This window comes from Pannonibacter sp. SL95, assembly GCF_026672425.1.
GTDB lineage: Bacteria > Pseudomonadota > Alphaproteobacteria > Rhizobiales > Stappiaceae > Pannonibacter.
In genome coordinates this window covers 542,144-566,593 of sequence record NZ_JAPPRC010000004.1, presented here as the reverse complement: position 1 = coordinate 566,593, position 24,450 = coordinate 542,144, and the positions used below count along the sequence as shown (strand labels likewise).

The 24,450-nt window shown below is 63.7% G+C and carries 20 protein-coding genes and 1 pseudogene; 4 read left to right on the top strand and 17 right to left on the bottom strand.

Annotated elements, in window-relative coordinates; translation table 11 throughout:
* Positions 1–34: 34 nt before the first annotated feature.
* Entirely contained in the window at positions 35–1,453 is a 1,419-nt protein-coding gene (locus OVA12_RS13160) for a sensor domain-containing diguanylate cyclase (protein WP_268138003.1), read from the bottom strand.
* A gap of 145 nt (positions 1,454–1,598) precedes the next feature.
* A complete protein-coding gene (locus OVA12_RS13155) occupies positions 1,599–2,144 on the bottom strand; it encodes a c-type cytochrome (RefSeq protein ID WP_268138001.1) in 546 nt (181 codons plus the stop codon).
* A 200-nt stretch (positions 2,145–2,344) separates the two neighbouring features.
* Between OVA12_RS13155 and OVA12_RS13150 the strand changes: the two genes are divergently transcribed.
* The 4 genes from OVA12_RS13150 to OVA12_RS13135 all read left to right on the top strand — a co-directional run bounded on the left by OVA12_RS13150 (position 2,345) and on the right by OVA12_RS13135 (position 6,471).
* Complete coding sequence (locus OVA12_RS13150) at positions 2,345–3,079, top strand: 3-deoxy-manno-octulosonate cytidylyltransferase (protein WP_268137999.1); 735 nt, start codon at positions 2,345–2,347, stop codon at positions 3,077–3,079.
* Positions 3,080–3,141: 62 nt separating this feature from the next.
* Positions 3,142–4,032, top strand: a complete 891-nt coding sequence (locus OVA12_RS13145; RefSeq protein WP_268137997.1) for a prephenate dehydratase — start codon at positions 3,142–3,144, stop codon at positions 4,030–4,032.
* Between the two features lie 31 nt (positions 4,033–4,063).
* Positions 4,064–5,065: an adenosine kinase gene (locus OVA12_RS13140; RefSeq protein WP_268137995.1), complete on the top strand. Its 1,002-nt coding sequence runs from the start codon at positions 4,064–4,066 to the stop codon at positions 5,063–5,065.
* A gap of 446 nt (positions 5,066–5,511) precedes the next feature.
* Positions 5,512–6,471 carry an IS110 family transposase gene (locus tag OVA12_RS13135; protein ID WP_268137993.1) on the top strand — a complete coding sequence of 320 codons (960 nt, stop codon included), beginning with the start codon at positions 5,512–5,514 and terminating at the stop codon, positions 6,469–6,471.
* A 106-nt stretch (positions 6,472–6,577) separates the two neighbouring features.
* On the opposite strand, the gene OVA12_RS13130 is transcribed toward OVA12_RS13135, so the two are convergent.
* The 15 genes and pseudogenes from OVA12_RS13130 to OVA12_RS13060 all read right to left on the bottom strand — a co-directional run bounded on the left by OVA12_RS13130 (position 6,578) and on the right by OVA12_RS13060 (position 24,440).
* A complete protein-coding gene (locus OVA12_RS13130) occupies positions 6,578–7,198 on the bottom strand; it encodes a 2,3-bisphosphoglycerate-dependent phosphoglycerate mutase (RefSeq protein WP_268137991.1) in 621 nt (206 codons plus the stop codon).
* 31 nt (positions 7,199–7,229) lie between these two features.
* Positions 7,230–8,042, bottom strand: coding sequence for a 4-hydroxy-tetrahydrodipicolinate reductase (gene dapB, locus OVA12_RS13125; RefSeq protein WP_268137989.1), 813 nt, complete (start codon positions 8,040–8,042; stop codon positions 7,230–7,232).
* Positions 8,043–8,192: 150 nt separating this feature from the next.
* Complete coding sequence (pnp, locus tag OVA12_RS13120) at positions 8,193–10,319, bottom strand: polyribonucleotide nucleotidyltransferase (protein WP_268137987.1); 2,127 nt, start codon at positions 10,317–10,319, stop codon at positions 8,193–8,195.
* A gap of 272 nt (positions 10,320–10,591) precedes the next feature.
* Positions 10,592–10,861: a 30S ribosomal protein S15 gene (rpsO, locus tag OVA12_RS13115; RefSeq protein WP_268137985.1), complete on the bottom strand. Its 270-nt coding sequence runs from the start codon at positions 10,859–10,861 to the stop codon at positions 10,592–10,594.
* 230 nt (positions 10,862–11,091) lie between these two features.
* Entirely contained in the window at positions 11,092–12,027 is a 936-nt protein-coding gene (gene truB / locus OVA12_RS13110; protein ID WP_268137983.1) for a tRNA pseudouridine(55) synthase TruB, read from the bottom strand.
* A gap of 210 nt (positions 12,028–12,237) precedes the next feature.
* Positions 12,238–12,666, bottom strand: a complete 429-nt coding sequence (rbfA, locus tag OVA12_RS13105; protein ID WP_268137980.1) for a 30S ribosome-binding factor RbfA — start codon at positions 12,664–12,666, stop codon at positions 12,238–12,240.
* Positions 12,667–12,783: 117 nt separating this feature from the next.
* Positions 12,784–15,567: pseudogene (gene infB, locus OVA12_RS13100) on the bottom strand (translation initiation factor IF-2).
* Positions 15,568–15,575: 8 nt separating this feature from the next.
* Positions 15,576–16,223: an RNA-binding protein gene (locus tag OVA12_RS13095; RefSeq protein ID WP_268137977.1), complete on the bottom strand. Its 648-nt coding sequence runs from the start codon at positions 16,221–16,223 to the stop codon at positions 15,576–15,578.
* 56 nt (positions 16,224–16,279) lie between these two features.
* Positions 16,280–17,914: a transcription termination factor NusA gene (gene nusA / locus OVA12_RS13090; RefSeq protein ID WP_268137974.1), complete on the bottom strand. Its 1,635-nt coding sequence runs from the start codon at positions 17,912–17,914 to the stop codon at positions 16,280–16,282.
* Positions 17,915–17,985: 71 nt separating this feature from the next.
* Positions 17,986–18,648: a ribosome maturation factor RimP gene (rimP, locus tag OVA12_RS13085; protein WP_106752777.1), complete on the bottom strand. Its 663-nt coding sequence runs from the start codon at positions 18,646–18,648 to the stop codon at positions 17,986–17,988.
* Between the two features lie 221 nt (positions 18,649–18,869).
* Positions 18,870–19,556 carry a tRNA (guanine(46)-N(7))-methyltransferase TrmB gene (gene trmB / locus OVA12_RS13080; RefSeq protein WP_268137971.1) on the bottom strand — a complete coding sequence of 229 codons (687 nt, stop codon included), beginning with the start codon at positions 19,554–19,556 and terminating at the stop codon, positions 18,870–18,872.
* Positions 19,557–19,635: 79 nt separating this feature from the next.
* Positions 19,636–20,808: a methionine adenosyltransferase gene (gene metK / locus OVA12_RS13075; protein WP_268137969.1), complete on the bottom strand. Its 1,173-nt coding sequence runs from the start codon at positions 20,806–20,808 to the stop codon at positions 19,636–19,638.
* A gap of 177 nt (positions 20,809–20,985) precedes the next feature.
* The gene (locus OVA12_RS13070; RefSeq protein ID WP_268137967.1) at positions 20,986–21,393 is read right to left on the bottom strand and encodes a helix-turn-helix domain-containing protein; all 408 of its coding nucleotides are present in this window, start codon (positions 21,391–21,393) and stop codon (positions 20,986–20,988) included.
* Positions 21,394–21,615: 222 nt separating this feature from the next.
* The gene (gene lnt / locus OVA12_RS13065; RefSeq protein ID WP_268137965.1) at positions 21,616–23,232 is read right to left on the bottom strand and encodes an apolipoprotein N-acyltransferase; all 1,617 of its coding nucleotides are present in this window, start codon (positions 23,230–23,232) and stop codon (positions 21,616–21,618) included.
* Positions 23,233–23,342: 110 nt separating this feature from the next.
* On the bottom strand, positions 23,343–24,440 hold the full coding sequence (locus OVA12_RS13060; protein ID WP_268137963.1) for a transporter associated domain-containing protein: 1,098 nt from the start codon (positions 24,438–24,440) through the stop codon (positions 23,343–23,345).
* Positions 24,441–24,450 lie beyond the last annotated feature (10 nt).

The following is a 24,450-nucleotide window of genomic DNA, read 5'->3' as shown; positions in this document are numbered from 1 at the left end:
TCCGTCACCGGAGAAAACGAGAGATGACAGAAATTTAAGATCCGTTTGCTGCGCGCACGCCCGGGAACAGGGCGGTCAGCCGCTCTTTCTTCTGCGCATACATGCGCGTGTCGGCAAGATCGAGCAGCTCGCGGATCGTGTTTGCGTCCTTCGGGTAGGACGCGATGCCGAGGCTGGCGCGCACGGCAATCGTCAGCTCGTCGATCACGACGGGCTCGCTGACTGCAGCAGCCAACCGGCGGCTGAACTGCGCCACGTCGGGCTCGGACATCAGCCCGGGCGTCAACACCACGAACTCATCCCCGCCAACCCGCGCCACCGTATCGGCACGCCGGGTCACCAGGCGCAGCCGCCGGCCGATTTCGACCAGCATCTCATCGCCCACACCATGGCCATGCTGGTCGTTGATCGGCTTGAACGCGTTGAGGTCGACGAAAAAGACCTGGAACCCCAGCCCGGACCGGTCACTGAGATTGGCCAGTTGCCCCATCCGGTCCTCAAGCAACCGGCGGTTCGGCAAACCGGTCAGCGGATCATGCTGCGCAAGATGGCGCGCGCGCATCATCTCGAAGATAACGAAGAACGCCATGCCGGACACAAGCAGGGTCGCGCCATAGCCCGCAATCAGCGCCATCCAGAGTTCGGTCGACATGCGCGTCCAGCCTGCCTTGGGAAAGGCAGCAAGCTGCCACCGTGCTTCGCCGGGCAGAAGAACGTCCAGGCGAACCGAATCGGCATTGAAGAGCCAAGAATCACCGAGGATGATCAAATTCTCATTATCACGGTCACCGGGTATTCTGAGAGAAATCTCGTATCCTGACATCTCTGACTCCAATTGAGCCGACGCAAGAAGTTGTTTTTCATCAAGTACGACTGACACAATCCCCCAGAAATAACTGCCTCCAATCAGAGCTGACCCACTAGCGTGAACGTACACCGGTATATGCGCGACTATCGAAAGCCGAGCTCCAAATGCATAAATGGGACCGACAAATGCAATAGCTTCACCATTTTTAGCCTCTTGTATCTTCGGCCACTGACCCCGTAGATCTTTATAACGCAATCCGATCGACTTCTCATTTCCCTGCATTGGGTTGAGGTAGCGCACAACATTGTTAGGGGCGAGAACAACTGCGCGAATGTTCCGGTCTCGGACAAGCATCTCAGTACTGTAGTGACGGAACTGCACCTCCGTCATCTGCGGATTTACAACGACATAATTCATCAGCCCCACGCCCAAAGACGCAGTTCGCCCTATTGCACCCAGCAGCCGGGCCCGGACCTCCGATAGCACAGCCTCGGCCTTCGCCTTGTGGCGCTCCTCATTTGCTTCGCGAATGTGGAGCGCCATAAAGGTCGATATCGAAACCCCTGCGAACAAGGAAACGAAGGCAACGCAAAATGCCTGCCAGAAGCTCTTTTGAACCGGCGTCCGGCTTAAAAAATTTGGCACAAAATCCCCACCTCAAAGGAAACGACCTAACTCGACGCCAGTTTAATATCCTACGCTTGCAAAAAATGTATTATTACGCTGCGTAAAAATTTAAAAACCGCGCCCCGAAGGACGCGGTTTAACTCGTCTGAGCGAGATCGAAGCCTTACTGCAGCGGCAGCGGGCTGTCCGACAGGCTGTTCAGGTAAACGATCATGTCGGCGCGCTCTTCGCCCTTCTTCAGGCCGGCAAAGCCCATCGAGGTGCCCGGGACATGGGCCTTCGGGTTTTCCAGGAAGGCGTAGAGCTGCTCGAAGGTCCAGGCCGGGTTGGCTTCGCCGAAAGCAACCATGGCTGCCGAGTAGGAGAAGCCCTCATGCGTGCCCGGCTTGCGGCCGACCGTCGCCCACAGGCCCGGACCAACCTTGTTGGCGCCGCCCTTTTCGAAGGTGTGGCAGGAGGAGCACTTCTTGGACACCTTCTCACCGCCAGCGACCGTCGCAGCCACAAGGCGCTCGGACAGCGGCACGGTTTCCGGCACAGCTTCAACCGTGGAGGTGTCGCTTTCGGCGCTCTCGACCACGATCTCGTAACCCGGCTTGTCAGGTATCGTCGGGGTAAAGATGATATCCGAGACGATCCCCACACCCATCGTCAGCAGAAGCACCATCAAGACCGCACCCGCGGCCTTGTTCAGCTCAAAGGAATCCATTCGCCAAGGCTCCAGATTAACGCGCCCATGGCCCGCCCCCTCTCCGGCGCGAACCACAATCTGCCTTCATCAAATTTGGCTGGAACCTACAAATTTTTTGACGCCGCTGTCCATAGGTATAAAAGTCGCGGCACACTGAATTTCGGCATCAGACGCTGCTTTTTCGTATTGATGCCCTCCAGAGCGTCCCGGAGCCGATCGTGACATCCGCACTTGTTGTTATCCCGTCCCGAATGGCGGCAACCCGCCTGCCGCAAAAACCGCTCGCCGACATTGCCGGCAAACCAATGATCGTGCGGGTTCTGGAGCAGGCTCTGGCAGCGGACATCGGCCCGGTCACGGTCGCCTGCGACGATCAGCGCATTCTGGAAGCCGTCCGCGATCACGGTGGAAATGCCGTCCTGACCCGGCCGGACCACGAATCCGGTTCCGACCGGATCCACGAAGCCGCCCGCCTCGTCGACCCGGACGGGCGCCACGATGTCATTCTCAACCTGCAGGGCGACGTTCCCCTGATCGAACCGGCAGCCATCCGCGCCGCCTTCGCGCCGCTTGCAGATCCAGAGGTGCAGATCGGCACCATCATGACGGAAATCCGCACCGAGGAAGACCGGCAGGATCCCAGCTTCGTCAAGGCGGTCGTCACGGCCATTGCCGGGGCCCGTTATCGGGCGCTGTACTTCACCCGCGCCACGGCCCCCACCGGTCCTGGCCCGCTGTTCCAGCACATTGGCGTCTACGCCTATCGCCGCAGCGCGCTCGACCGGTTTGTCTCCCTGCCACCGTCGCCGCTTGAGCAACGCGAAAAGCTGGAGCAGCTGCGCGCTCTGGAAGCCGGCATGCGGATCGACGTCAGCCTGGTCGACAGCGCGCCGATGGATGTCAATACGCCGCAGGACCTCGAACGCGCCCGCAAGGCCCTTGCGGGGCTTTGACAAGGCCGTAACCTTCACATGTCATCACTCCCCGACCGAGATGAAAGAAAGCTTCCACGCTGATGTCTGACCGCAAGAAGATCGTGTTCCAGGGCGAAACCGGTGCGAACTCGCACATGGCCTGCCGCAGTGTCTATCCGGATTACGTGGCCGTGCCCTGCGCGACCTTCGAGGACTGCTTTGCCGCCATGGAATCGGGCGAAGCCGATTTCGGCATGATCCCGGTCGAGAACTCGATTGCCGGCCGCGTCGCCGACATCCACCACCTGCTGCCGCGCTCGAACCTGCACATCATCGGCGAATATTTCATGCCGATCCGCTTCCAGCTGATGGCCCCGAAGGGGGCGCGGATCGAGAACCTGAAAAGCGTCCAGAGCCACGTCATGGCGCTTGGCCAGTGCCGCAACATCATCCGCGATCTCGGCCTCAAGGCCATCGTCGGCGCGGATACGGCCGGCTCTGCCCGTCAGATCGCGGAGCTGGGCGATCTCACTGCTGCTGCCCTCGCGCCGGAAATGGCTGCCGAGGTCTATGGCCTTGATATCCTGAAGCGCAATGTCGAGGACGCGGAGCACAACACCACCCGCTTCCTGATCCTGTCGCGCGAGCCGGCCCGGGCCGCCTACAGCGGCCAGCCGGTGATCACCACCTTCATCTTCCGCGTGCGCAACGTCGCCGCCGCCCTTTACAAGGCGCTTGGCGGATTTGCCACCAACGGCGTCAACATGACCAAGCTGGAATCCTACCAGCTCGAAGGCCAGTTCTTCGCCTCCATGTTCTATGCCGACATCGAAGGCCACCCGGACGACAAGAACGTCGCGCTGGCGCTGGAAGAACTCGCCTTCTTCTGCGCCGAGCTGAAGATCCTCGGCGTCTACCGGGCCAATCCGTTCCGCGAGAAGATCCGCGAGCCGGAAGCCAACCGCGCCCTGCGCCCGAACTCCGCACAGTAAGTTTCCCGCCAGACACCACAAGGCAGGCCAAATGACGAATGTGACCTACGATGCCCTGTGCATCGGCAATGCCATCTGCGATGTGTTCGCGCATGTCGAGGATGATTTCCTCGTCGCCGAGAACCTCGTCAAGGCATCCATGCGCCTCATCGACACCGGCGAGGCGCTGCGTCTTTACGACAAGATGGGCCAGACCGTGCGCATCTCCGGCGGCAGCGCCGGCAACACCGCCGCAGGCATTGCCTCGCTCGGTGGCAAGCCGGCCTATCTCGGCAAGGTCGCCCGCGACGAACTGGGCGACAGCTATGCCCACGACATGAAGGGCACCGGCGTCTACTTCAACACCGATCCGCTGGTGGGCGGTGCCCCGACCGCGCGCTCCATGATCCTGATCACGCCGGATGGCGAGCGGACCATGAACACCTATCTCGGCGCCTGCGTCGAGCTGAGCCCGAAGGACGTCGACCCGGCTGTCGTGGCCGCGTCTGCGGTCACCTACATGGAAGGCTACCTGTGGGATCCCCCGGCCGCCAAGCGCGCCTTCCTGGAGGCCGCCCGAATCGCCCACGAGAACGGCCGCAAGGTTGGTCTCACCCTGTCCGACGCCTTCTGCGTTGACCGCTACCGCGACGAGTTCCAGGGCCTTCTGCGCGATGGCGTCGTTGACCTGATGTTCGCCAACGAGCACGAGCTGAAGTCGCTCTACCAGACAGCTGATCTCGACACGGCCATTGCCGCGGCGCGCGAGACCTGCAAGCTGACGGCGCTGACCCTTGGCAGCAACGGCGCGATGGCCATCACCCGCGAGGAAACCGTGCATGCCCCGGCGCTGAAGGTCTCCGAAGTGGTCGACCTGACCGGAGCCGGCGACCTGTTCGCCTCCGGCTTCCTGTTCGGCCTCGCCCGCGACTTCGACCTGAAGACCTCGACCGAACTCGGCTGCCTCTGCGCCTCCACCGTCATCACCCATGTCGGCGCCCGCCCGGAGCGTCCGTTGAAGGCCGTCGCAGCGCAATCCGGCTTCCCGGTCTGAGACACACAGCCACGCAACACTGACCAGAAGGCGCCCCACCGGGCGCCTTCTTCATATGCGCCACTTGTTGATGTCGCCCCGGGCGGAGCGGAGCGGAGACCCGGGGCCGACTCATTCGCAGAGCGACAGTTTCGGCGCACCTGTCGTGCCGCACCCCCTATTGCCCCCCGTTCCTTGCCTCAACCGGACCACTCTGGAAACGAGTAGGCCCCGGCTCTCGCGTTGCTCGGCCGGGGTTGTTTGTTGTCCGTGGTGCTAGGGTAAAGGGGAAGCTGCGACCCTTAACCCGCAGCTTCAGCGTCAGGCGACCGTCCCGGGGTCGGGTTTTCACCCGCTGTCATCATGGCTCCCTGACGCTTCCCTTTTCCCGCTTGGAGAGTTGATTGGGCCTCTGGCTGACACCCACGCCCGCAAACAATCCGAAGCACGTCAAGGATAGCACGGCCATGCCCGCCCTGCAGCAGCCTCCCGCCCATGTCTGCGGCTTCGATGTCGCCAAGGACAGCATCACCGCCTTCGACACCGCCACCGGCCGTGTCACGACCTTCCCCAACCGCTCCGCCAGCATCCGCAAGGCGCTGACAGGCCTGTCGGCCGACTGCCTGTGCGTGTTGGAGCCGACCGGCGGCCACGAGCGCCTGCTGGTGGGCGAACTGACGGCAGCAGGCCTTGCCTGCCACCGGGCCGATACCGTTAAGGTCAAGGCATTCAGCCGGTCCTTCGGCCGTCTTGCCAAGACAGACGCCATCGATGCCCAGGCTCTGGCCCGCTATGGCGAGGAGCGCTGGAAGACACTCGCCCTGTTCACGGCGGCCGATGAGACCCAGAGCACACTCGCCAGCCTCAATGCCCGCCGTCAGGAGCTTCTCGCCCTCAAGGTGGCCGAGCAGAACCGCTCAAAGATCCCCGGAGAGGGACCTGGCATCGCGATCATCCGCCGCTCCTGCCAGGTCATCCTGCGGGCGATCCTGCACGAGATCGAGGCCATCGACGCCGCCATCGAGGCGCTCGTCGACGCCTCGCCGCAGCTCGCCCGCCGGATCGAGGTCTGCTGCTCCCTGCCGGGCGTGGGCAAGCGCACCGCCATCACCCTCGCCGCAACCATGCCGGAACTGGGAACGATGGACCGGCGCCAGGCCGCAAGCCTCGCCGGGGTCGCCCCTCATCCCAAGGACAGCGGAACCCTCAAGGGATATCGCCGGATGCATGGCGGACGCTCCACCGTCAAGCCGGCCCTCTTCATGGCCGCCTTGTCCGCAAGCCGCGCAAACGGGCCATTAAAGGAGGTCTATCAAAGGCTTATCAACAACGGGAAGAAGCCAATCCTCGCAATCGCCGCCCTCATGCGAAAGATCATCGTCATCCTCAACGCAAGGATCAGGCACAACGCACAACAACAGAGTTGATGACAACCGAGAGCCACGTTGACGCACAGAACGGCACCGAGACGTCCGCAACCAACAAAAAAGGCGCCCACCGGGCGCCTCTTTATCCGAAGTTCTGAAAGCCAGCTCAGTCGGCAAGGTCTTCGACGCTGACGACCTGACCGTCTTCGTTCAGGCGGTAGACGACCGGTGCGCCGGTGCCCAGCTCGCGCTTGAGGATCTGTTCCGGTGTCAGGTTTTCCAGTTCCATGATCAGCGAGCGCAGCGAGTTGCCATGGGCGGCAACGATGATGCGCTTGCCTTCCATGACACGCGGCAGGATTTCGGCGCGGTAATAGGGCAGCACGCGTTCGGCCGTCATCTTCAGGCTTTCACCGCCCGGGGGCGGCACGTCGAAGGACCGGCGCCAGATGTGCACCTGCTCTTCGCCGAACTTCTCGCGCGCCTCGTCCTTGTTCATGCCGGTGATGTCGCCATAGTCGCGCTCGTTCAGGGCCTGGTCACGAACGGTCTCGAGACCCTCCTGGCCGAGTTCGCCGAGGATGAGCTTCAGCGTGTGCTGGGCGCGGGTCAGGGCCGAGGTATAGGCCATGTCGAACTGCAGCTTCATGTCCTTGAGCTTGACGCCGGCGGCCTTGGCTTCCTCGATGCCCTGCTCGGTCAGATCAGGATCCTTCCAGCCGGTGAAGAGGTTCTTCAGGTTCCATTCGCTCTGGCCATGACGGACGAGCACCAAGAGACGTTCCATATGCCGATCTCCTCGCAGGGCTTGGCTTGCTTCAGTCGTTCAGGCCGAGGACATCGGCCATGGAGTAAAGTCCGGGGTTCTTGTCGCGCGCCCACAGGGCGGCCTTGACCGCGCCGCGGGCGAAAATCTGGCGGTCTTCTGCCTTGTGGCTCAGTTCCACCCGTTCGCCTTCACCGGCCAGGATCACCGTGTGATCGCCAATCACCGATCCGCCGCGCAAGGTGGCAAAGCCGATGTCGCCCACCGGGCGCGGGCCGGTGTGGCCGTCGCGGACGCGGACAGAGTGGTCCGCCAGCGCCAGTCCGCGGCCGGCAGCCGCCGCTTCGCCGAGCAGCAAGGCCGTCCCCGAGGGCGCATCCACCTTGTGCCGGTGGTGCATCTCGACGATCTCGAGATCGAAGTCCGGGCCAAGCGCGGCAGCGGCCTTCCTGACCAGTGCGGCGAGCAGATTGACGCCGAGGCTCATGTTGCCGGACTTCACCAGACGGGCGTGCCGCGCGGCGGCCTTCAGCTGCGGCAGTTCGTTGCCCACCCAGCCGGTGGTGCCGATCACATGCACGATGCGCGCCTGGGCGGCGAGTTCGGCAAACTGCAGCGTTGTGCCGGGAGACGTGAAATCGAGCACACCGTCGGCGGCGGCAAAGGCCGTCAGCGCATCGTCGGTAACCGGAATTCCGAGATGCCCGGCGCCTGCAAGCTCGCCTGCGTCTTTTCCAAGAGCGAATGAGCCTTCGCGCGCGATGGCGGCGCTCAAGGTCACGCCCTCCATTGCCGTAATGGCGCGCACGAGAGCCTGGCCCATGCGGCCGGCAGCTCCGACCACGACAAGACGCATCTCACTCATGGGATACCCCGCTGTTGAATCATCGCCGGATATAACAGGCGGCACGGCAGGGCGAAAGGCCAACTCGGCCCCTGATCGACAGCTCGACCATAAAGAAAAGGCCGGGGCATGTGCCCCGGCCTGATCTCGTTCGTCGCAGACGGGAGAGGATCAGTCCTCTTCCTTCTCGCGCTCGATTTCCTTGCCGGTTTCCTGATCGACGACCTTCATCGACAGGCGGACCTTGCCGCGCTCGTCGAAGCCCATCAGCTTGACCCAGACCTTCTCGCCTTCCTTCACGACGTCGGTGACCTTGGCCACCTTCTTCGGAGCGAGCTGCGAGATGTGGACGAGGCCGTCCTTGGCGCCGAAGAAGTTCACGAAGGCGCCGAATTCGACGCACTTCACGACCGTGCCTTCGTAGATCATGCCGATTTCCGGCTCGGCCGCGATGGAGTTGATCCAGTTGATCGCAGCCTTGATCGCCTTGCCGTCAGCCGAGGCGACCTTCACGGTGCCGTCGTCTTCGATGTTGATCTTGGCGCCGGTCTTTTCCACGATCTCGCGGATGACCTTGCCGCCCGAACCGATGACTTCACGGATCTTGTCGACCGGGATCTTCAGCACTTCGATGCGCGGAGCGTGTTCGCCGAGTTCCGAACGGGCCTCGGTGATCGCCTTCGACATTTCGCCGAGGATGTGGATGCGGCCGTCGCGAGCCTGGGCCAGGGCGACCTTCATGATCTCCTCGGTGATGCCATCGATCTTGATGTCCATCTGCAGCGAGGTGATGCCGTCGGCGGTGCCGGCGACCTTGAAGTCCATGTCGCCGAGGTGATCTTCGTCACCCAGGATGTCGGACAGAACGGCGAACTTGTCGCCTTCCTTGATCAGGCCCATGGCGATGCCAGCCACCGGAGCCTTCAGCGGAACGCCAGCATCCATGAGGGCCAGCGAGGTGCCGCAGACGGTTGCCATCGAGGACGAGCCGTTGGACTCGGTGATCTCGGAGACGACGCGCAGGGTGTACGGGAAGTCGTGCTTGGCCGGCAGCATCGGGTTGATGGCGCGCCAGGCGAGTTTGCCGTGACCGATTTCGCGGCGGCCGGGCGAACCCATGCGGCCGGTCTCACCGACCGAGTAGGGCGGGAAGTTGTAGTGCAGCATGAAATGCGCCTTGTAGGTGCCTTCCAGTGCATCCACGAACTGCTCGTCTTCGCCGGTGCCGAGGGTGGCGACCACGAGACCCTGGGTTTCACCACGGGTGAACAGGGCCGAACCATGGGCGCGCGGCAGGATGCCGACTTCCGACACGATCTGGCGAACGGTCGACAGGTCACGGCCATCGATACGGGTGCCGGTCTCGATGATGGCGCCGCGAACGATCTCGGCTTCCAGCTTCTTGAACAGCTCGCCGACAACGGTGCCAGCCGGCACGTTGTCGCCGCCGTTGGTGATCACGGCCTCGATGACCTTGGCCTTGGCCGCGTCGACGGCGTTCTTGCGCTCGGTCTTGGCGATGATCTTGTAGGCAGCGGTCAGGTCCGCGCCTGCGATGTCCTTGATGCGGGCGTAGAGCGCGCTGTGGTCCGGCAGCGACAGCTGGCGCGGTTCCTTGGCTGCCGTCTCGGCCAGCTTGATGATCGCGTCGATCACCGGCTGGAAGCCGCGATGGCCGAACATGACGGCGCCGAGCATGATCTCTTCGCCGAGTTCCTTGGCTTCCGATTCCACCATCAGCACGGCGTCGGCGGTGCCGGCGACGACCAGGTCGAGCTGGGAATCAGCCATGTCGTCAACCAGCGGGTTGAGGACGTATTCACCGTTGATGTAGCCGACGCGGGCGCCGCCGACCGGGCCCATGAACGGCACGCCGGACAGGGTCAGAGCTGCCGACGAGGCGACCAGCGCCAGGATGTCCGGAGCGTTTTCCATGTCATGCGACAGCACGGTCACGATCACCTGGGTGTCGTTCTTGTAGCCATCGGCGAACAGCGGGCGGATCGGGCGGTCGATCAGGCGCGAGGTCAGGGTCTCGTGCTCGCTCGGACGGCCTTCACGCTTGAAGTAGCCACCCGGGATCTTGCCGGCCGCGAAGGCCTTTTCCTGGTAGTTGACTGTGAGCGGGAAGAAGTCCTGGCCCGGCTTCGGCTCCTTGGCGGAGACAACGGTGGCGAGAACCTTGGTCTCGCCGTAGGTGGCCATGACGGCGCCGTCAGCTTGACGCGCGACCTTGCCGGTTTCCAGCACGAGCGGCCGGCCGGCCCACTCGACTTCCACGCGATGAACGTTGAACATGTAAGTTCCTTGCAAACTTCGTCCCCGCGCGGCGCGAGGTCCGCCGATCCGCTGTCGGATCGGGTCCCGGCACCCGGCGCGCGGGTGGTTTCGGTCGGCCCCGTATGGGCCGGTTACCGGTGACGAGCCATGGGCAAGACGGCGGGAGGCTGCAGGTCCGGCAACGCGGTCAGCGCAACAGCGCCCTGCGATCCTGCCCCATGACTGTCATGAGACTTCCTATAAGCAAACGCGGCGGGCAAATCCACCCACCGCGTTCAGTACCAGGCCGATTAGCGGCGGATGCCCAGGCGCTCGATGAGCGTCTTGTAGCGGCCGGCGTCCTTGCGGTTCAGGTAGTCCAGCAGGGAACGACGCAGCGCGACCATCTTCAGCAGACCGCGGCGGGAGTGGTTGTCCTTGCCATGGCCCTTGAAGTGTTCGGTCAGGTTGTTGATGCGCTCGGTCAGGATTGCGACCTGCACTTCCGGAGAACCGGTATCACCTTCCTGTACGGCGTATTCCTTGATGAGAGCGGCCTTGCGCTCAGCAGTGATCGACATCGCGTGTGTCCTTTCAGGTTGCGGGTCCGGGTAAACCGGATCCATGTCGGTCGGCGGGCGGCATGCGCCCACCGGGGTCAAAGCCTGTTGCCGTTCAGCCAGGGCCGGGATGTCGTCCAGCAAAGGTCGGGCACAGGATATCGGGGCCAGAAAGACCCGATGGCGCGGGAATATGGCGGAGAGCCGCTGAAATTGCGAGTCAATTCTTGCGCAGCACGCCGCCACCTTCCCTAAAGGTGAAGAATCCGGGAGGGCTGGAACCGACCCTTGTCGATGCTGCCGAGGGCGACCGGCGTTCCGCCATGGCTCGCAAACGCCAGCTCACAGGAGAGCGGCGCGCTACGGCCACGCAGCAGCACGGCCATGCCCTGGCGGATCCGGCCCGCGTCCTCGCTGCTGACCGGAATTTCCGTCACGTCCTCAAGCGCTTCACGCACCGGCAGCAGGAAGTCCATCAGCGGCTCGACGTCATCACCGGCCGCTTCCGCCGCCGCTTCCAGTTCCGCCAGCGTCACCATGTCCGCCTCGCCGAAGGGGCCAACCAGCAGCCGGCGCAGCTCGGTCACGTGGCCGCAGGTGCCAAGGCGGCGGCCAAGATCACGGGCCAGCGCCCGCACATAGGTGCCCTTGCCGCATTCGGCCTCGAACACCGACCGGTCCGTGCCCCGCATCTCCACGAGCGCCAGCCGGTGCACCTCGATGGGCCGGGCCTCCAGCTCCACCTCGGCGCCTTCGCGGGCGAGGTCATAGGCGCGCTCGCCGTCCACCTTGATGGCCGAGAACTTCGGCGGCACCTGCATGATCACGCCGGTAAACTCCGGCAGCACCGCGCCGATGGCGGCGGCATCCGGCCGCACATCCGACGTGGCGATCACCGCGCCTTCCGTGTCGTCGGTGTCGGTCTCCGAGCCCCAAGTCACCTCGAACCGGTAGACCTTGCGCCCGTTCATGATCATCGGAACGGTCTTGGTCGCCTCGCCGAAGGCCAGCGGCAGGCAGCCGGAGGCACGCGGATCCAGCGTGCCGGCATGGCCGACCTTTTCCGGGTGCAGGATGCGCTTCACGCGGGTCAGCGCATCATTGGAGGTCAGGCCATAGGGCTTGTCGAGCACCAGCCATCCATCGATGGGGTTGCGCGGCCGGCGGACCTTCTGGGGACGCGACATTGAAAAATCCTCTAGCCCCACCCCGGCGTCATCCCGGCCAAGCGCAGCGCGAGCCGGGACCGGTAAGCCAAGGTCATAATTAATCAATATTTACAACGGCATCGCCCTGGCACTCCGGTCCCGGGTCTGCGCTTGCGCTTGCCCGGGATGACGCGAGGAAGGGCCTTCCAGCGTTCGCGTTAGCATCCGCAGATGCTGACGCAGGAACAATCAGTCGTCCTGATCGTCTGCCGTGTCCTCAGCGCCGGCGTCGAGGTCGCGCTTGACCTCCGGCTGCATCAGCAGCGTGCCGATGCGGTCGTCATCGTCGAAGCGGGTGTCGAGGATGAAGCGCAGGTCCGGCATGTATTTCATCGTCAGCTTGCGCGACACCTGACCGCGGAAATACTTCGCGCTGCGGTTCAATGCCTTGACGACCTTGTCCGTGTTCTGGCCGCCGAGCGGCATCACCAGGCAGGTTGCCAGGCGCAGATCCGGCGTCATGCGCACTTCCGGGATCGTCAGGATCACGCCGTCCAGGTCCGGATCGGACAACTGGCCACGGGTGAAAATGTCCGACAGTTCCTTGCGGACCAGTTCGCCAACGCGCAACTGCCGCTGTGAGGGCATGCCGGCGCCCTCTCCCATGCTCTTGGCCATGTTGTTTATCCAGTCAGGCAGCGGCGCCGGGATCGGCCGGGGCGGCTGCGAAATGAAGACGCCGGCCCGGGTTCATCCCCGGCGCCGGCATCTTTACGTTTTGGTCCGTCAGGCGGCTCAGAGCGAACGGGCGATCTGCTCCACACGGAAGCATTCGATCACGTCGCCGACGCGCATGTCCTGATAGTTCTCGAAGTTCATGCCGCATTCCTGGCCGGATTCGACCGACTTGACGTCGTCCTTGAAGCGCTTGAGCGTACCCAGCTTGCCTTCGTGGACCACGACGTTGTCGCGGATGAGGCGGACTTCCGCGCCGCGCTCGACGACACCCTCGGTAACAAGGCAGCCTGCCACCTTGCCGACCTTGGTGATGTCGAAGATCTCGCGGATCTCGGCATAACCGATGAAGGTTTCGCGGCGTTCCGGAGCCAGCATGCCAGACATGGCCGCCTTAACGTCATCCACGAGATCGTAGATGATGTTGTAGTAGCGGATGTCGATGCCTTCGCGGTCAGCCGACTCACGGGCCTGCTTGTTGGCACGCACGTTGAAGCCGATGATCGAGGCATTGGACGCCGCGGCCAGCGTGATGTCGGACTCGGTGATGCCACCGACGCCGGCATGCAGGATGCGCGCGCCAACTTCCTCGTTGCCAATCTTGTCGAGCGCATGGGCGATGGCTTCCGCCGAACCCTGCACGTCGGCCTTGACGACCAGCGGGAACTCCTTGCGGCCACCGGTCTGCAGGCGGCTCATCATCTGCTCGATCGAGCCACGCGAACCGGACTTCAGGACGGACAGACGCTCGCGCTTCTGGCGCTGACGGTAGTCGGCGACTTCACGGGCGCGGGCTTCGTTCTCCACGACCGCGACCTGATCACCGGCTTCCGGCGTGCCCTGGAAGCCGAGGACTTCCACCGGTTTGGAGGGACCTGCCTCCTTCACCTGGTTGCCGTCTTCGTCCAGCAACGCGCGGACCTTGCCCCATTCGCCGCCGGCGACAAGGATGTCGCCCACGCGCAGGGTGCCCTTCTGAACCAGAACGGTTGCCACCGGACCACGGCCCTTGTCGAGCTGGGCTTCGATGACGAGACCCTCGGCAGTGCGGTCCGGATTGGCGCGCAGTTCAAGAACTTCGGCCTGCAGCAGGACCATCTCGAGCAGGCGGTCCAGGTTGTGACCGGTCTTGGCCGAGACTTCCACGTCGATCGTGTCACCGCCCATGGCTTCCACGACGATTTCGTCATGCAGCAGTTCGGTGCGCACGCGCTGCGGATCAGCGGCCGGCTTGTCGATCTTGTTGATCGCCACGATGATCGGAACGCCGGCGGCCTTGGCGTGGGCCACGGCTTCCTTCGTCTGCGGCTTCACGCCGTCATCGGCAGCAACCACCAGGATGACGATGTCCGTCGCCTTGGCGCCACGGGCACGCATCTGGGTGAAGGCGGCGTGGCCCGGGGTGTCGATGAAGGTGATCTTCTGACCATTCTTCTCGACCTGATAGGCGCCGATGTGCTGGGTGATGCCGCCGGCTTCGCCCGAAACAACCTTCGAGTTGCGGATCGCGTCGAGCAGCGAGGTCTTGCCGTGGTCGACGTGGCCCATGATGGTCACGACCGGCGGACGCGGCAGCAGGCTGCCTTCGATGTCGCTGGTGGTGAACAGGCCTTCTTCAACGTCGGACTCGGAAACGCGCTTGACCGTGTGACCCAGTTCCGATGCGATCAGTTCCGCCGTGTCGGCGTCGATCACGTCGTTGATCTTCAGCATCTGGCCCTGCTTCATCAGCAGCTTGATCACGTCAACGGACCGTTCCGCCATACGGTTGGCGAGTTCCTGGATCGTGATGGCTTCCGGCAGGATGACTTCACGCGAGATCTTCTCGCGCACGGCCTGCATGCCGCCACGCTTTTCCTTTTCGCGGCGACGGCGCAGCGAGGCGAGCGAGCGCGAGCGCTGCTCGTCCGAACCACCGGTCGCGGCAGAAATGGTCAGCTTGGAGCGGCGGCGGTCGTCGCCAACGCCACGCTTGGCGACCGGAGCAACCGGAGCCTTCGGGCGCTTGACGGTGCGCAGACCGCCCTTGCGCTCATCTTCTTCCTCGGTCGTTGCCGCCGGGGCCGGAGCGGCGTTGGCAGCCGGACGCTGCTGACCCTGGGCCGGGCCCTGGCCATTGCCTTCCGGTCGAGCGGCCCTGCGGCTGGCCACCGCGCTGGTCGTTGCCAGCAGGACGGGCGGCAGCGGCAGGAGCTGCGGCACGCGGTGCCTCGACCGGCTTCGGCGCGACGACAGGGGCGACCGGCTCCGGGTTGGCAGCGCGATACGCGGCCTCTTCGGCCTCGCGGATCTTGCGTGCTTCTTCCTCGGCCTTGGCGCGGATTTCTTCTTCAGCCTTGCGCTGCGCTTCCTCGATGGCGCGGCGAGCCGCTTCCTCTTCGGCGCGCTTGCGCTCCTCAACCTCACGCACCTGCGCCATCTTCAGCGCGGCCATGCGGGCTGCGGCCTCTTCCTGGGTCAACGAGCGCAGGACTGCGCCGCCGCCGGGACGCTGCTGCTGCCGCTGCGGCTGACCCGAAGGGCCATTCTGCGGACGGCGCTGCTGCTGCGGTTGCTGCTGCTGGTTCTGGGGCTGCTGCGGACGGGGCTGCGGGGCAGCCGGCAGCGTAACTCGCGCGGACGCTCGACCGGGGCAGGAGCGGCGGCGGCAGCTTCTGCCTCCGGACGTCCTTCCTGGCCGGGGACCACCACACGGCGCTTCTTCTTCTCCACGACGACAGCCTTAGACCGGCCATGGGAGAAGCTCTGCCGAACAGTGCCCTGCTCGACGCCTCCCCGCTTGATGCCAAGGGTCTTCCGCTCGACGATAATCGTCTTGTCGCCTGGATTCTTCGTATCGTTCATATTTGCCTTCAGTCCTGCCCTGCTACGCTGTTCGCACCGTCGCTGTCTTTAGCAACGGAACCTGCCCGGAAAGCCTCCAGATCGCGTAGTCGCGCAAGGAAACCTCCGCTCGCCCGGCCTGCGAGCAGCGCAGCATGTATCACATTAGTCCGACCCAATGCCAAATCCAATTGAGTCGAATCGAACAAACGGACGACCGGACCGCCGTTTGTGTCTTCAAATCGGCTCGCGAAAAGACCCGCGAGCTTGCGTACACCGTCTTCGGAAGCGTCCGAAGCATGAATGAGGCCGATAACCGGATCGCGCTTCAGCGCCGCATCGACCTTGGCAAAGCCGGTGACAAGTTCACCGGCCTTGCGAGCGAACGACAGCGCCGAAAGGGCACTGCGGACCAGGAGATCGTCCACCCGGGCTGACAGCCCGGGCTCGACCTTAGCTTCGGCCTTGAACGCCTTCGGGAACACCCGCCGCTTCTCGGCCAGGTCCAGCGCTTCCTTGCTGGCCGTGATCCATACACCACGGCCGGGCAGGTTGCGTCGGATATCGGGCACCACGTTGCCGTCCGGGTCCATCACAAACCGCATCAGTTCCGACACAGGCCTTACCTCTCGGGTAAGTGCGCATTGCCGTTCTAGCGGCTCATTCTTCCTTGGCACTCCGGTCCGGCCTCCTGCTGCCCTGCCCTTGTTCGGTCGTCGATCGCGTCAGCCGATCACTCGGCGACGTCCTCGACTTCCTCTTCTTCGTCTGCTTCCAGCTCTTCCGCCTCGGCCAGTGCGGCAGTGGCGGCGGCAAATTCTTCTTCGCTGATCCAGCCAGCGGCAACGCGCGCTGCCATCACCATGGTCTCAGCCTCGGTCCGCGACAGCTCGAAGCCCGACAGGGTGCCCGGGAAACGCTTCGTTTCGCCGTCCTTGCGCTCGCTCCAGCCAACGAGATCGTCGGTGGCGCAGCCGGCAAGATCCTCGATCGTCTTGATCCCGTCCTTGCCCAGGGCCACCAGCATCGCCGTCGTCAGACCGTCGATCTGGCGCAGCTCGTCGGCAACGCCCAGGGCCCGGCGCTCTTCATCGAGCTTGGCTTCCTGCTCGGCCAGATAGTCGCGTGCACGCTCCTGGATTTCTTCGGCGGTCTCGTCATCGAAGCCTTCAATGGCCGCGATTTCCTCGAGGTCGACATAAGCCACTTCCTCGACCGAGGTGAAGCCTTCGGTCGCCAGCAGCTGGCCGACCATCTCGTCGACGTTGAGCGAGTCCATGAACAGGGTCGAACGTTCCACGAATTCCTTCTGGCGGCGTTCGCTTTCTTCCTGCTCGGTCATGATGTCGATGGCCCAGCCGGTCAGCTGCGACGCCAGACGCACGTTCTGGCCGCGACGACCGATGGCGAGCGACAGCTGCTCGTCCGGCACCACCACTTCGATGCGCTCGGCATCTTCGTCGAGCACGACCTTGGCCACTTCCGCCGGCTGCAGTGCGTTGACGATGAAGGTCGCCGCATCCGGGTTCCACGGAATGATGTCGATCTTTTCGCCCTGCAGCTCGCCAACGACGGCCTGCACGCGCGAACCGCGCATACCAACGCAGGCACCAACCGGATCGATCGAGCTGTCCTTGGAAATCACGGCAATCTTGGCGCGCGAGCCCGGGTCACGGGCGACGGCCTTGATCTCGATGACGTTATCATAGATTTCCGGAACTTCCTGCGCGAAAAGCTTCGCCATGAACTGCGGATGCGTGCGCGACAGGAAAATCTGCGGGCCGCGCTGTTCGCGGCGCACGTCATAGACATAGGCGCGGATGCGGTCGCCGGTGCGGAACAGCTCGCGCGGGATCAGTTCGTCGCGGCGCACGATGCCTTCGCCACGGCCCAGATCGACGATGACGTTGCCATATTCGGCGCGCTTGACGACACCATTGACGATCTCGCCGATGCGATCCTTGAACTCGTCATACTGACGGTCACGCTCGGCCTCGCGCACCTTCTGCACGATGACCTGCTTGGCCGACTGGGCGGCAATGCGGCCGAAATCGAGCGGCGGCAGCGGCTCGGCGATGTAGTCGCCCAGCATTGCTTCCGGATTGCGCTGCTTGGCATCGATGATGGCGATTTCGGTCGAAATGTTCTCGACCTTGTCGACGACCTGGAGCAGGCGCTGCAGCCGGATCTCGCCCGTCTTCGGGTTGATCTCGGCGCGCACTTCGGTCTCCGTGCCGTAACGGGAACGGGCCGCCTTCTGGATGGCGTCTTCCATCGCAGCGATCACGATGCCGCGGTCAATCGTCTTCTCGCGAGCCACCGCATCGGCGATCTGCAGCAGTTCCAGCCGGTTCGCGCTGATTGCCATTCTCGTCTACTCCTCTTGCGCGCCGTCTTCGCTGCGCATCCCATTCAATCCCGTCTCGCGGATGTGGCCGGTCAGTTGGCCCTGCCGCGCTCTTCTTCGTCCGCCTCGTCGTCTTCGTCCGCGGCGTCGTATTCGAATTCGATGTCATCGTCCTCGTCCGGCAGGTCGGACGTGTCGATGCCGCGGGCGGACAGCGCCGCCTTTTCGGCGCGCAGAGCCGCGCGGATCAGGTCATCCGTCAGGATGAGCCGTGCCTCGTCGATGTCGGTCAGCGGCAGCAGCACCGGATTGACCGCGCCTTCCGGCGCATCCAGCAGGCGGAGCACGGCCTGGCCGTTCTCGACACCCGTCAGGATGCCGCGGAACCGCTTGCGGCCGTCGAGCGGCACAGCCATTTCCACCTTGGCCTCATGCCCGGCCCAGCGAACAAAATCGCTCTCGCGCACCAGCGGACGATCGATCCCTGGCGAGGAGATCTCCAGGTGGTAGGCGCGGTTGATCGGGTCATCGACGTCGAGCGCCGGCGAGACCGCGCGGCTGATTTCCTCGCAGTCGTGCACGCTCATGGTGCCGTCCGGCCGTTCGGCCATGATCTGCAGCGTGCAGCCATTGGCCGCGCTGATCTTGACGCGCACCAGGCGATAGCCGAGGTCGGTAATGACCGGTTCGACAATGGCCGCGACGCGGGCATCCAGACCCTCTTCGGTCACGATGCGGGCTTCATGCAGGCTCACGCCAGTCTCCTGTCGCTTTGGCACCGCGTCTTGCGCGGGCCAGTCCGGATGTTCCAACGGCCTGGATAAGCCAAAAAGAGCGGGTCCTTCGCGGGGCCCACTCTCAAACTGCTCCGATCGAGCCGCTGGAGAAGATGAATGGCGTCCTTATACGCGCTTCCTTCGGAAACGCAAGGAAAAAGCCGCCGGATGGCCCGGCAGCCGATTCCAGGTTCCTGCGCCTATCGGCGGCGGAACGTCAGATAACGGGGAACCCGCCCCTCGCGGAATGCTTTTGCCTCGTAGCGCGTGCCGGGCCAGGTCGGCCAGGGCAGACGCCAGTCGTCAGCGGTTTCCGCCGTCCAGTCAAAGGCTTCGTGATCGCGGATGTGACGCAGGGCCCAGTCGACATAGGTGTCGATGTCGCTGGCAAAACGAAAGTCCGATCCCGGCTTCAACGCCCGCGCATAGCGGTCCAGGTTCTGCGGATTGATGAAGCGCCGCTTCCAGTGCCGCTTTTTCGGCCAGGGATCGGGATAGAGCTGATAGGCTCGCGACAGGCTTGCCTCCGGCAGCCAGTCCAGCAGCTTGATGGCGTCATCATCGTAGAGCCGCACATTGCCCAGCCCGCGGTCGACAACCTCGCTCAGCGCCTTGGCCATGGAGGTCACGAACGGCTCGACACCGATGAAACCGACGCGCGGGTTCTCGACAGCGCGGTGGATCAGATGCTCGCCGCCGCCGAAGCCGACCTCCAGCCAGACCTCGTCCACCGGCGCATCGAACAGCGCGGTGAGGTCGACGGGTGCCGGCTGGCCCAGGTCCGGGCGCAGGCGCGGCATGTCGCTGTCCATCAGCAGGCGCTGGCGCGGTGTGAGCGGCTTGCCCATGCGCCGGCCATAGAAGGAACCATCGTAGAAGTCGGTCATCGCCGTGTGCTGCATCTCAAACAGCCGCGCCGACCACCTTTCAGCGGCCGGCGCGGGGATGTCATCAGGTTATGAAGGATCAGGCGACCGCGCTGCGCAGGGCGCTGACGAGATCGATCTTTTCCCAGGTGAAGCCGCCGTCGGCATCCGGCTCGCGGCCGAAGTGGCCGTAGGCAGAGGTGCGCTCATAAATCGGCGCGTTGAGCTTCAGATGCTCGCGAATACCGCGCGGGGTCAGGCGCATGACATCACGCAGCGTCTTTTCCAGCTTGGCTTCATCGCAGGTGCCGGTGCCATGCAGGTCGACATAAACCGACAGCGGCTCGGCAACGCCAATGGCGTAGGAGAGCTGGATGGTGCAGCGGTCAGCCAGTTCGGCCGCGACAACGTTCTTGGCCAGGTAGCGGGCGGCATAGGCAGCAGACCGGTCAACCTTGGTCGGATCCTTGCCGGAGAACGCGCCGCCGCCATGCGGGGCTGCGCCGCCGTAGGTGTCGACGATGATCTTGCGGCCGGTCAGGCCGCAGTCGCCGTCCGGACCACCGATGACGAAGGCGCCGGTCGGGTTGACGTGCCAGACGGTCGACGGATCGATCCAGCCGTCCGGCAGGGCCGAGCGGATGTAGGGCTCGACGATGGCGCGCACGTCGGCGGAGGACAGCGTTGCGTCGAGGTGCTGCGTCGACAGCACGATCGAGGTGACGCCGACCGGCTTGCCGTTGACGTAGCGAACGGTCACCTGGCTCTTGGCGTCGGGCCCGAGCACCGGCTCGCGGCCGGACTTGCGGGCCTCGGCGAGGATGCGCAGCATCTTGTGGGCGTAATAGATCGGCGCCGGCATGAATTCCGGCGTCTCGCGGCAGGCATAACCGAACATGATGCCCTGGTCGCCTGCGCCTTCGTCCTTGTTGCCGGCAGCATCAACGCCCTGGGCAATATGCGCCGACTGTCCGTGCAGATACACGGCAATGTCGCAATTTTCCCAGTGGAAGCCTTCCTGGGAATAGCCGATGTCCTTCACCGCCAGACGGGCGAGATGGGCGATGTAGTCCTTGGTGATGGTCGCCGGGCCGCGGGTCTCGCCGGCGATGACGATGCGGTTGGTGGTTGCCAGCGTTTCGCAGGCAACGCGCGCTTCCGGCATTTCGCGCAGGTAAGCGTCAACAACGGCATCGGAAATACGGTCGCAAACCTTGTCCGGGTGCCCTTCGGACACGGACTCGGAGGTAAAGAGATAATCCTGACGGGCCATGGCCTGACGTCCTTCTGGGAAAGTTGGGCAGGAGACGGCGGGAACCCACCGCTCCAGTGCGCCATCAACCAGATTGGGGCGGGCGGCGTCAAGCACTGCGCGCTGCAAGGCTCGCGTGATGGTTACGCCTTCCCACCCGGCGCTGCCCAGCCAACAGACTGGGCAGTCAGCCAATTGTCAGGCTTCGTCGCCAGCGAGGGCGCGAACGAGATCGACGATCCGGCGACGGACCTTGGGATCTTCAATGCGCACGAAGGCCTTGTTGAGCGACAGGCCTTCGGAGGACGAGAGGAAGTCGACCACATAGGAGGTCGGCTGCGATTCGCCGAAACCTTCGAAGTCTTCGGGCGAACCAGGCGCATCCTCGAAGAAGAAAGCGACCGGCACCTTCAGCACGGTCGAAATGTGCTGCAGCCGGGAGGCACCGATGCGGTTGGTGCCTTTTTCATATTTCTGGATCTGCTGGAAAGTGATGCCGAGGGCCTCGCCCAGCTTTTCCTGGCTCATGCCGAGCATCATGCGGCGCAACCGGACACGGCTGCCGACATGCACATCAATCGGGTTGGGTGCTTTCTTGCTGGGCATCGCCCTCGTCTTTCGCTGTTCCCGCGGTTGTCCGCCTTGATTTCACGAAGGGCTTTTCGCCCCCCGCACCTTGTCTGACGCTGACCTGCGCACTCCGGATATCCGTTTGCCCACAGGCTGCTTCCAGTCGAAGGCCTGACGGCTATCCCGCCAAGCCGCCCGATGCCACTTCGTGGTGCATCGGTTGTAACACACTATGCTGGCGGACTCTCGTGTTCAACATCAATTATGACGCGAGGAGAGGTTGAAACGAGTAATAGTAAACATCAAAGCAAAAAACAGCATTATTGCCAGATAACCAAGATCGCCGAAGCGGGCAAACACGGTCGGCTCCAGCGCAGCAGGCAACGGGGTTTCGATGGCCCCGACCACGAAGGGGGCCAGCACTTCCACCGGTCGCCCATAGGCATCGACAACCGCCGAAATGCCCGTGTTGGCGGAGCGCACAAGGGGCAGCCCCTGCTCGATGGCGCGGAACCGGGCCTGGGCGAAATGCTGGTACGGGCCCGCGGAATCGCCAAACCAGGCGTCATTCGTCAGATTTACCAACCACTTGGGTCGCTTAGAAACCTCTGCGGCAATTTGCGGGAAGATCACCTCGTAGCAGACAAGCGGCAAGTAGGCCGGCAGGTCACCGGTTGTCAGCACGGTATGCGCGTATCCGGCACGAAAAGGATTGGGCGCGTTGACCAATGCGCGCAAGCCGAGCGCCTCTAGTACATTTGACAGGGGAAGATACTCACCGAACGGAACGAGGCGAACTTTGTCATAGGCATCGACAATCGTGCCGCCATCTAAAATGCCGTAGATGCTGTTATAGTAATTTACACCATCCGCGTTTCTTTCAGCTCTGATTGCTCCGGTGACAAGCACCTCTCCGGGCTGCAGCATGCTATCTATTTCCGCTATAGCTTCCGGCTCCTGCGTCAGGAGGAACGGAAATGCGGATTCCGGCCACACATACACACGGCGAGTTGCCGCCGCCTCGTCATTTCCACGTGCGGATGAACTCAACTCCAGATAGCTTCGAAAGATCGAAAGCCTTTTTTCAGGCTTCCATTTCTCGTTTTGCGCGATTGACGGTTGTATGACCCGAAGCGTGATGGACGCATCGATCAAGCCCTCTGTGTCATTTAGTCGCACTGCCCCCCAGGTCATGAGGGCTATCAGTCCGACGGCCGCAACCCCTGGCCCGGCAATCGCCTGCCGGCGGCCGTCGACCGCCAGCGCGGGAGCGGCAGCCAGGACCAGAATCACCGCGCCAACGCCATAAACGCCAACAACGCTGGCAAGCTGCGCCAGCGGCAACGTCTCGGCCGTCACATATCCGAACGCATTCCAGGGGAAGCCGGTCAACACATGTCCGCGCACCCAATCCGACGCAGACAGAAACCCGGCCAGGACGACCACGCGCGACCAGCTGTCGGGCCAGAACCGCGTGGCAAGCGCAACGGCGAGGCCATGAAACAGGGCGAGGCCCGCCGGCAGCAGCGTCACTGCAAACGGCATCATCCAGGCGAAGCGTTCAGCCTCGACCAGAAAGGCACTGCCGATCCACCAGAGCCCGGCCAGGAAATAACCGAAGCCGAACCACCATCCGATGGCAAACCCACCTCGCAGCCGGCGCCAGCCGGAGACCGCCCCGGGCGCGCCCGCGGCCCCGTCAACCAGCCAGACAAGGGCCGGAATGCCCAGGAAAAAGGCCGCAAGATAGCCATAGGGCGGGAGAGCGAGAACGCAGACAGCACCGCTGGCAAATGCGAGCAGCCAGCGTTTCAGGCCATGCGCGAGCAGGAACGGGCCCGGAAGGGCAGTCAGGCGAGACAGCAGGGCGGACATGGCGAATCTTTCCGGAACAGGCAATCGGGCTACAGTTGCGGCCCCTGCTGTCCGCGGTCAAGCGGATCCCGGTCGCCCGGGTTTCCGTCCATGAATGCGTTCAGGCTCTGTCAGGCTGCAGAAGAGCTGTCCTCGACCGGCTTGTCGCCCCGCTTCTGGCGCCGGCGTGGATCTGCGGCCGTCTTGTCCTGACGGCGACGGCGCACGCGCAGGCGCTTGATCCGGCGCGGATCGGCGTCAAGGATCTCGAACTCGAAGCCCGTGACTTCCTTTGGCGCGATCAGCTCACCGCGCACCGGCACCCGGCCGAGCAGCGTGAACAACAGACCGCCGAGCGTATCGACTTCCTCGGCGACCTCACCCACATTGAAATCAGTGCCGAGCTGTTCCGACAGATCCTCCAGCGGAATGCGCGGATCGGCGACCCAGACGCCGTCGCTCGTGGCGACCAGCATCGATTCCTCGTCTTCGTCGTGCTCGTCTTCGATGTCACCAACGACGGTCTCGACGATGTCCTCGAGCGAGACAAGTCCGTCCGTACCGCCATACTCGTCGATCACCAGCGCCATCTGCACGCGGCTGGCCTGCATCTTGGCCATCAGGTCGGTCGCGGGCATGGACGGGGGCACGAACAGCAGCGGCCGCAACAGCCCGGTCTCGGACAGGGCCATGGTCAGGTCAACGCGGGTCAGATCGATGGACAGGTTCCGCCCGTCGCTTTCGTCGGCCGGCTTGCCGGCACCGGCGCGGGCGGCAACGAAGGTCATCAGGTCCTTGATGTGGACCATGCCGCGCGGATCATCCAGCGTCTCGTGGTAGACCGGCATGCGGGAATGGCCGTTTTCGCGGAAGACTTCCATCAGGCGGCCAAGGCTGACGCTGTCATCAATGGCCTCGATATCGGCACGCGGCACCATCACGTCATCGACGCGCAGCTCGCGCAGGCGCAGGATATTGCCCAGCAGCAGCCGCTCTTCCGGTGAGAAGGCAGCATCGGTGCCGGCATCACGGGCCAGTTCGTCCTGGAGGTTTTCGCGCAAGGTCGCGCTCGATCCACGGCGCAGGCGCGTAAAATACCCGATCAATCGGGCGAGAGGCCCCGACTTCCGGGGCTCGGGAGATCGCGGATCCGCGCTCTCCTTGGCATCGGCCGGAGCGGCCGACTGAGCGGGTTGTGCCTCGATACTTCGACTTTCAGAAACGGTCATTGGTCCAGTC

Excerpts from the sequence above, each read along its gene's own strand:
- lnt (WP_268137965.1), bottom strand. The coding sequence starts at position 23,232 with ATGTCCGCCCTGCTGTCTCGCCTGACTGCCCTTCCGGGCCCGTTCCTG.
- truB (WP_268137983.1), bottom strand. The coding sequence starts at position 12,027 with ATGTCGCGTCCCCAGAAGGTCCGCCGGCCGCGCAACCCCATCGATGGA.
- OVA12_RS13060 (WP_268137963.1), bottom strand. The coding sequence starts at position 24,440 with ATGACCGTTTCTGAAAGTCGAAGTATCGAGGCACAACCCGCTCAGTCG.
- metK (WP_268137969.1), bottom strand. The coding sequence starts at position 20,808 with ATGGCCCGTCAGGATTATCTCTTTACCTCCGAGTCCGTGTCCGAAGGG.
- OVA12_RS13145 (WP_268137997.1), top strand. The coding sequence starts at position 3,142 with ATGTCTGACCGCAAGAAGATCGTGTTCCAGGGCGAAACCGGTGCGAAC.
- OVA12_RS13070 (WP_268137967.1), bottom strand. The coding sequence starts at position 21,393 with ATGCCCAGCAAGAAAGCACCCAACCCGATTGATGTGCATGTCGGCAGC.
- dapB (WP_268137989.1), bottom strand. The coding sequence starts at position 8,042 with ATGAGTGAGATGCGTCTTGTCGTGGTCGGAGCTGCCGGCCGCATGGGC.
- nusA (WP_268137974.1), bottom strand. The coding sequence starts at position 17,914 with ATGGCAATCAGCGCGAACCGGCTGGAACTGCTGCAGATCGCCGATGCG.
- rbfA (WP_268137980.1), bottom strand. The coding sequence starts at position 12,666 with ATGGCCAAGAGCATGGGAGAGGGCGCCGGCATGCCCTCACAGCGGCAG.
- OVA12_RS13130 (WP_268137991.1), bottom strand. The coding sequence starts at position 7,198 with ATGGAACGTCTCTTGGTGCTCGTCCGTCATGGCCAGAGCGAATGGAAC.
- rpsO (WP_268137985.1), bottom strand. The coding sequence starts at position 10,861 with ATGTCGATCACTGCTGAGCGCAAGGCCGCTCTCATCAAGGAATACGCC.
- trmB (WP_268137971.1), bottom strand. The coding sequence starts at position 19,556 with ATGACCGACTTCTACGATGGTTCCTTCTATGGCCGGCGCATGGGCAAG.
- OVA12_RS13140 (WP_268137995.1), top strand. The coding sequence starts at position 4,064 with ATGACGAATGTGACCTACGATGCCCTGTGCATCGGCAATGCCATCTGC.
- pnp (WP_268137987.1), bottom strand. The coding sequence starts at position 10,319 with ATGTTCAACGTTCATCGCGTGGAAGTCGAGTGGGCCGGCCGGCCGCTC.
- OVA12_RS13135 (WP_268137993.1), top strand. The coding sequence starts at position 5,512 with ATGCCCGCCCTGCAGCAGCCTCCCGCCCATGTCTGCGGCTTCGATGTC.
- OVA12_RS13155 (WP_268138001.1), bottom strand. The coding sequence starts at position 2,144 with ATGGATTCCTTTGAGCTGAACAAGGCCGCGGGTGCGGTCTTGATGGTG.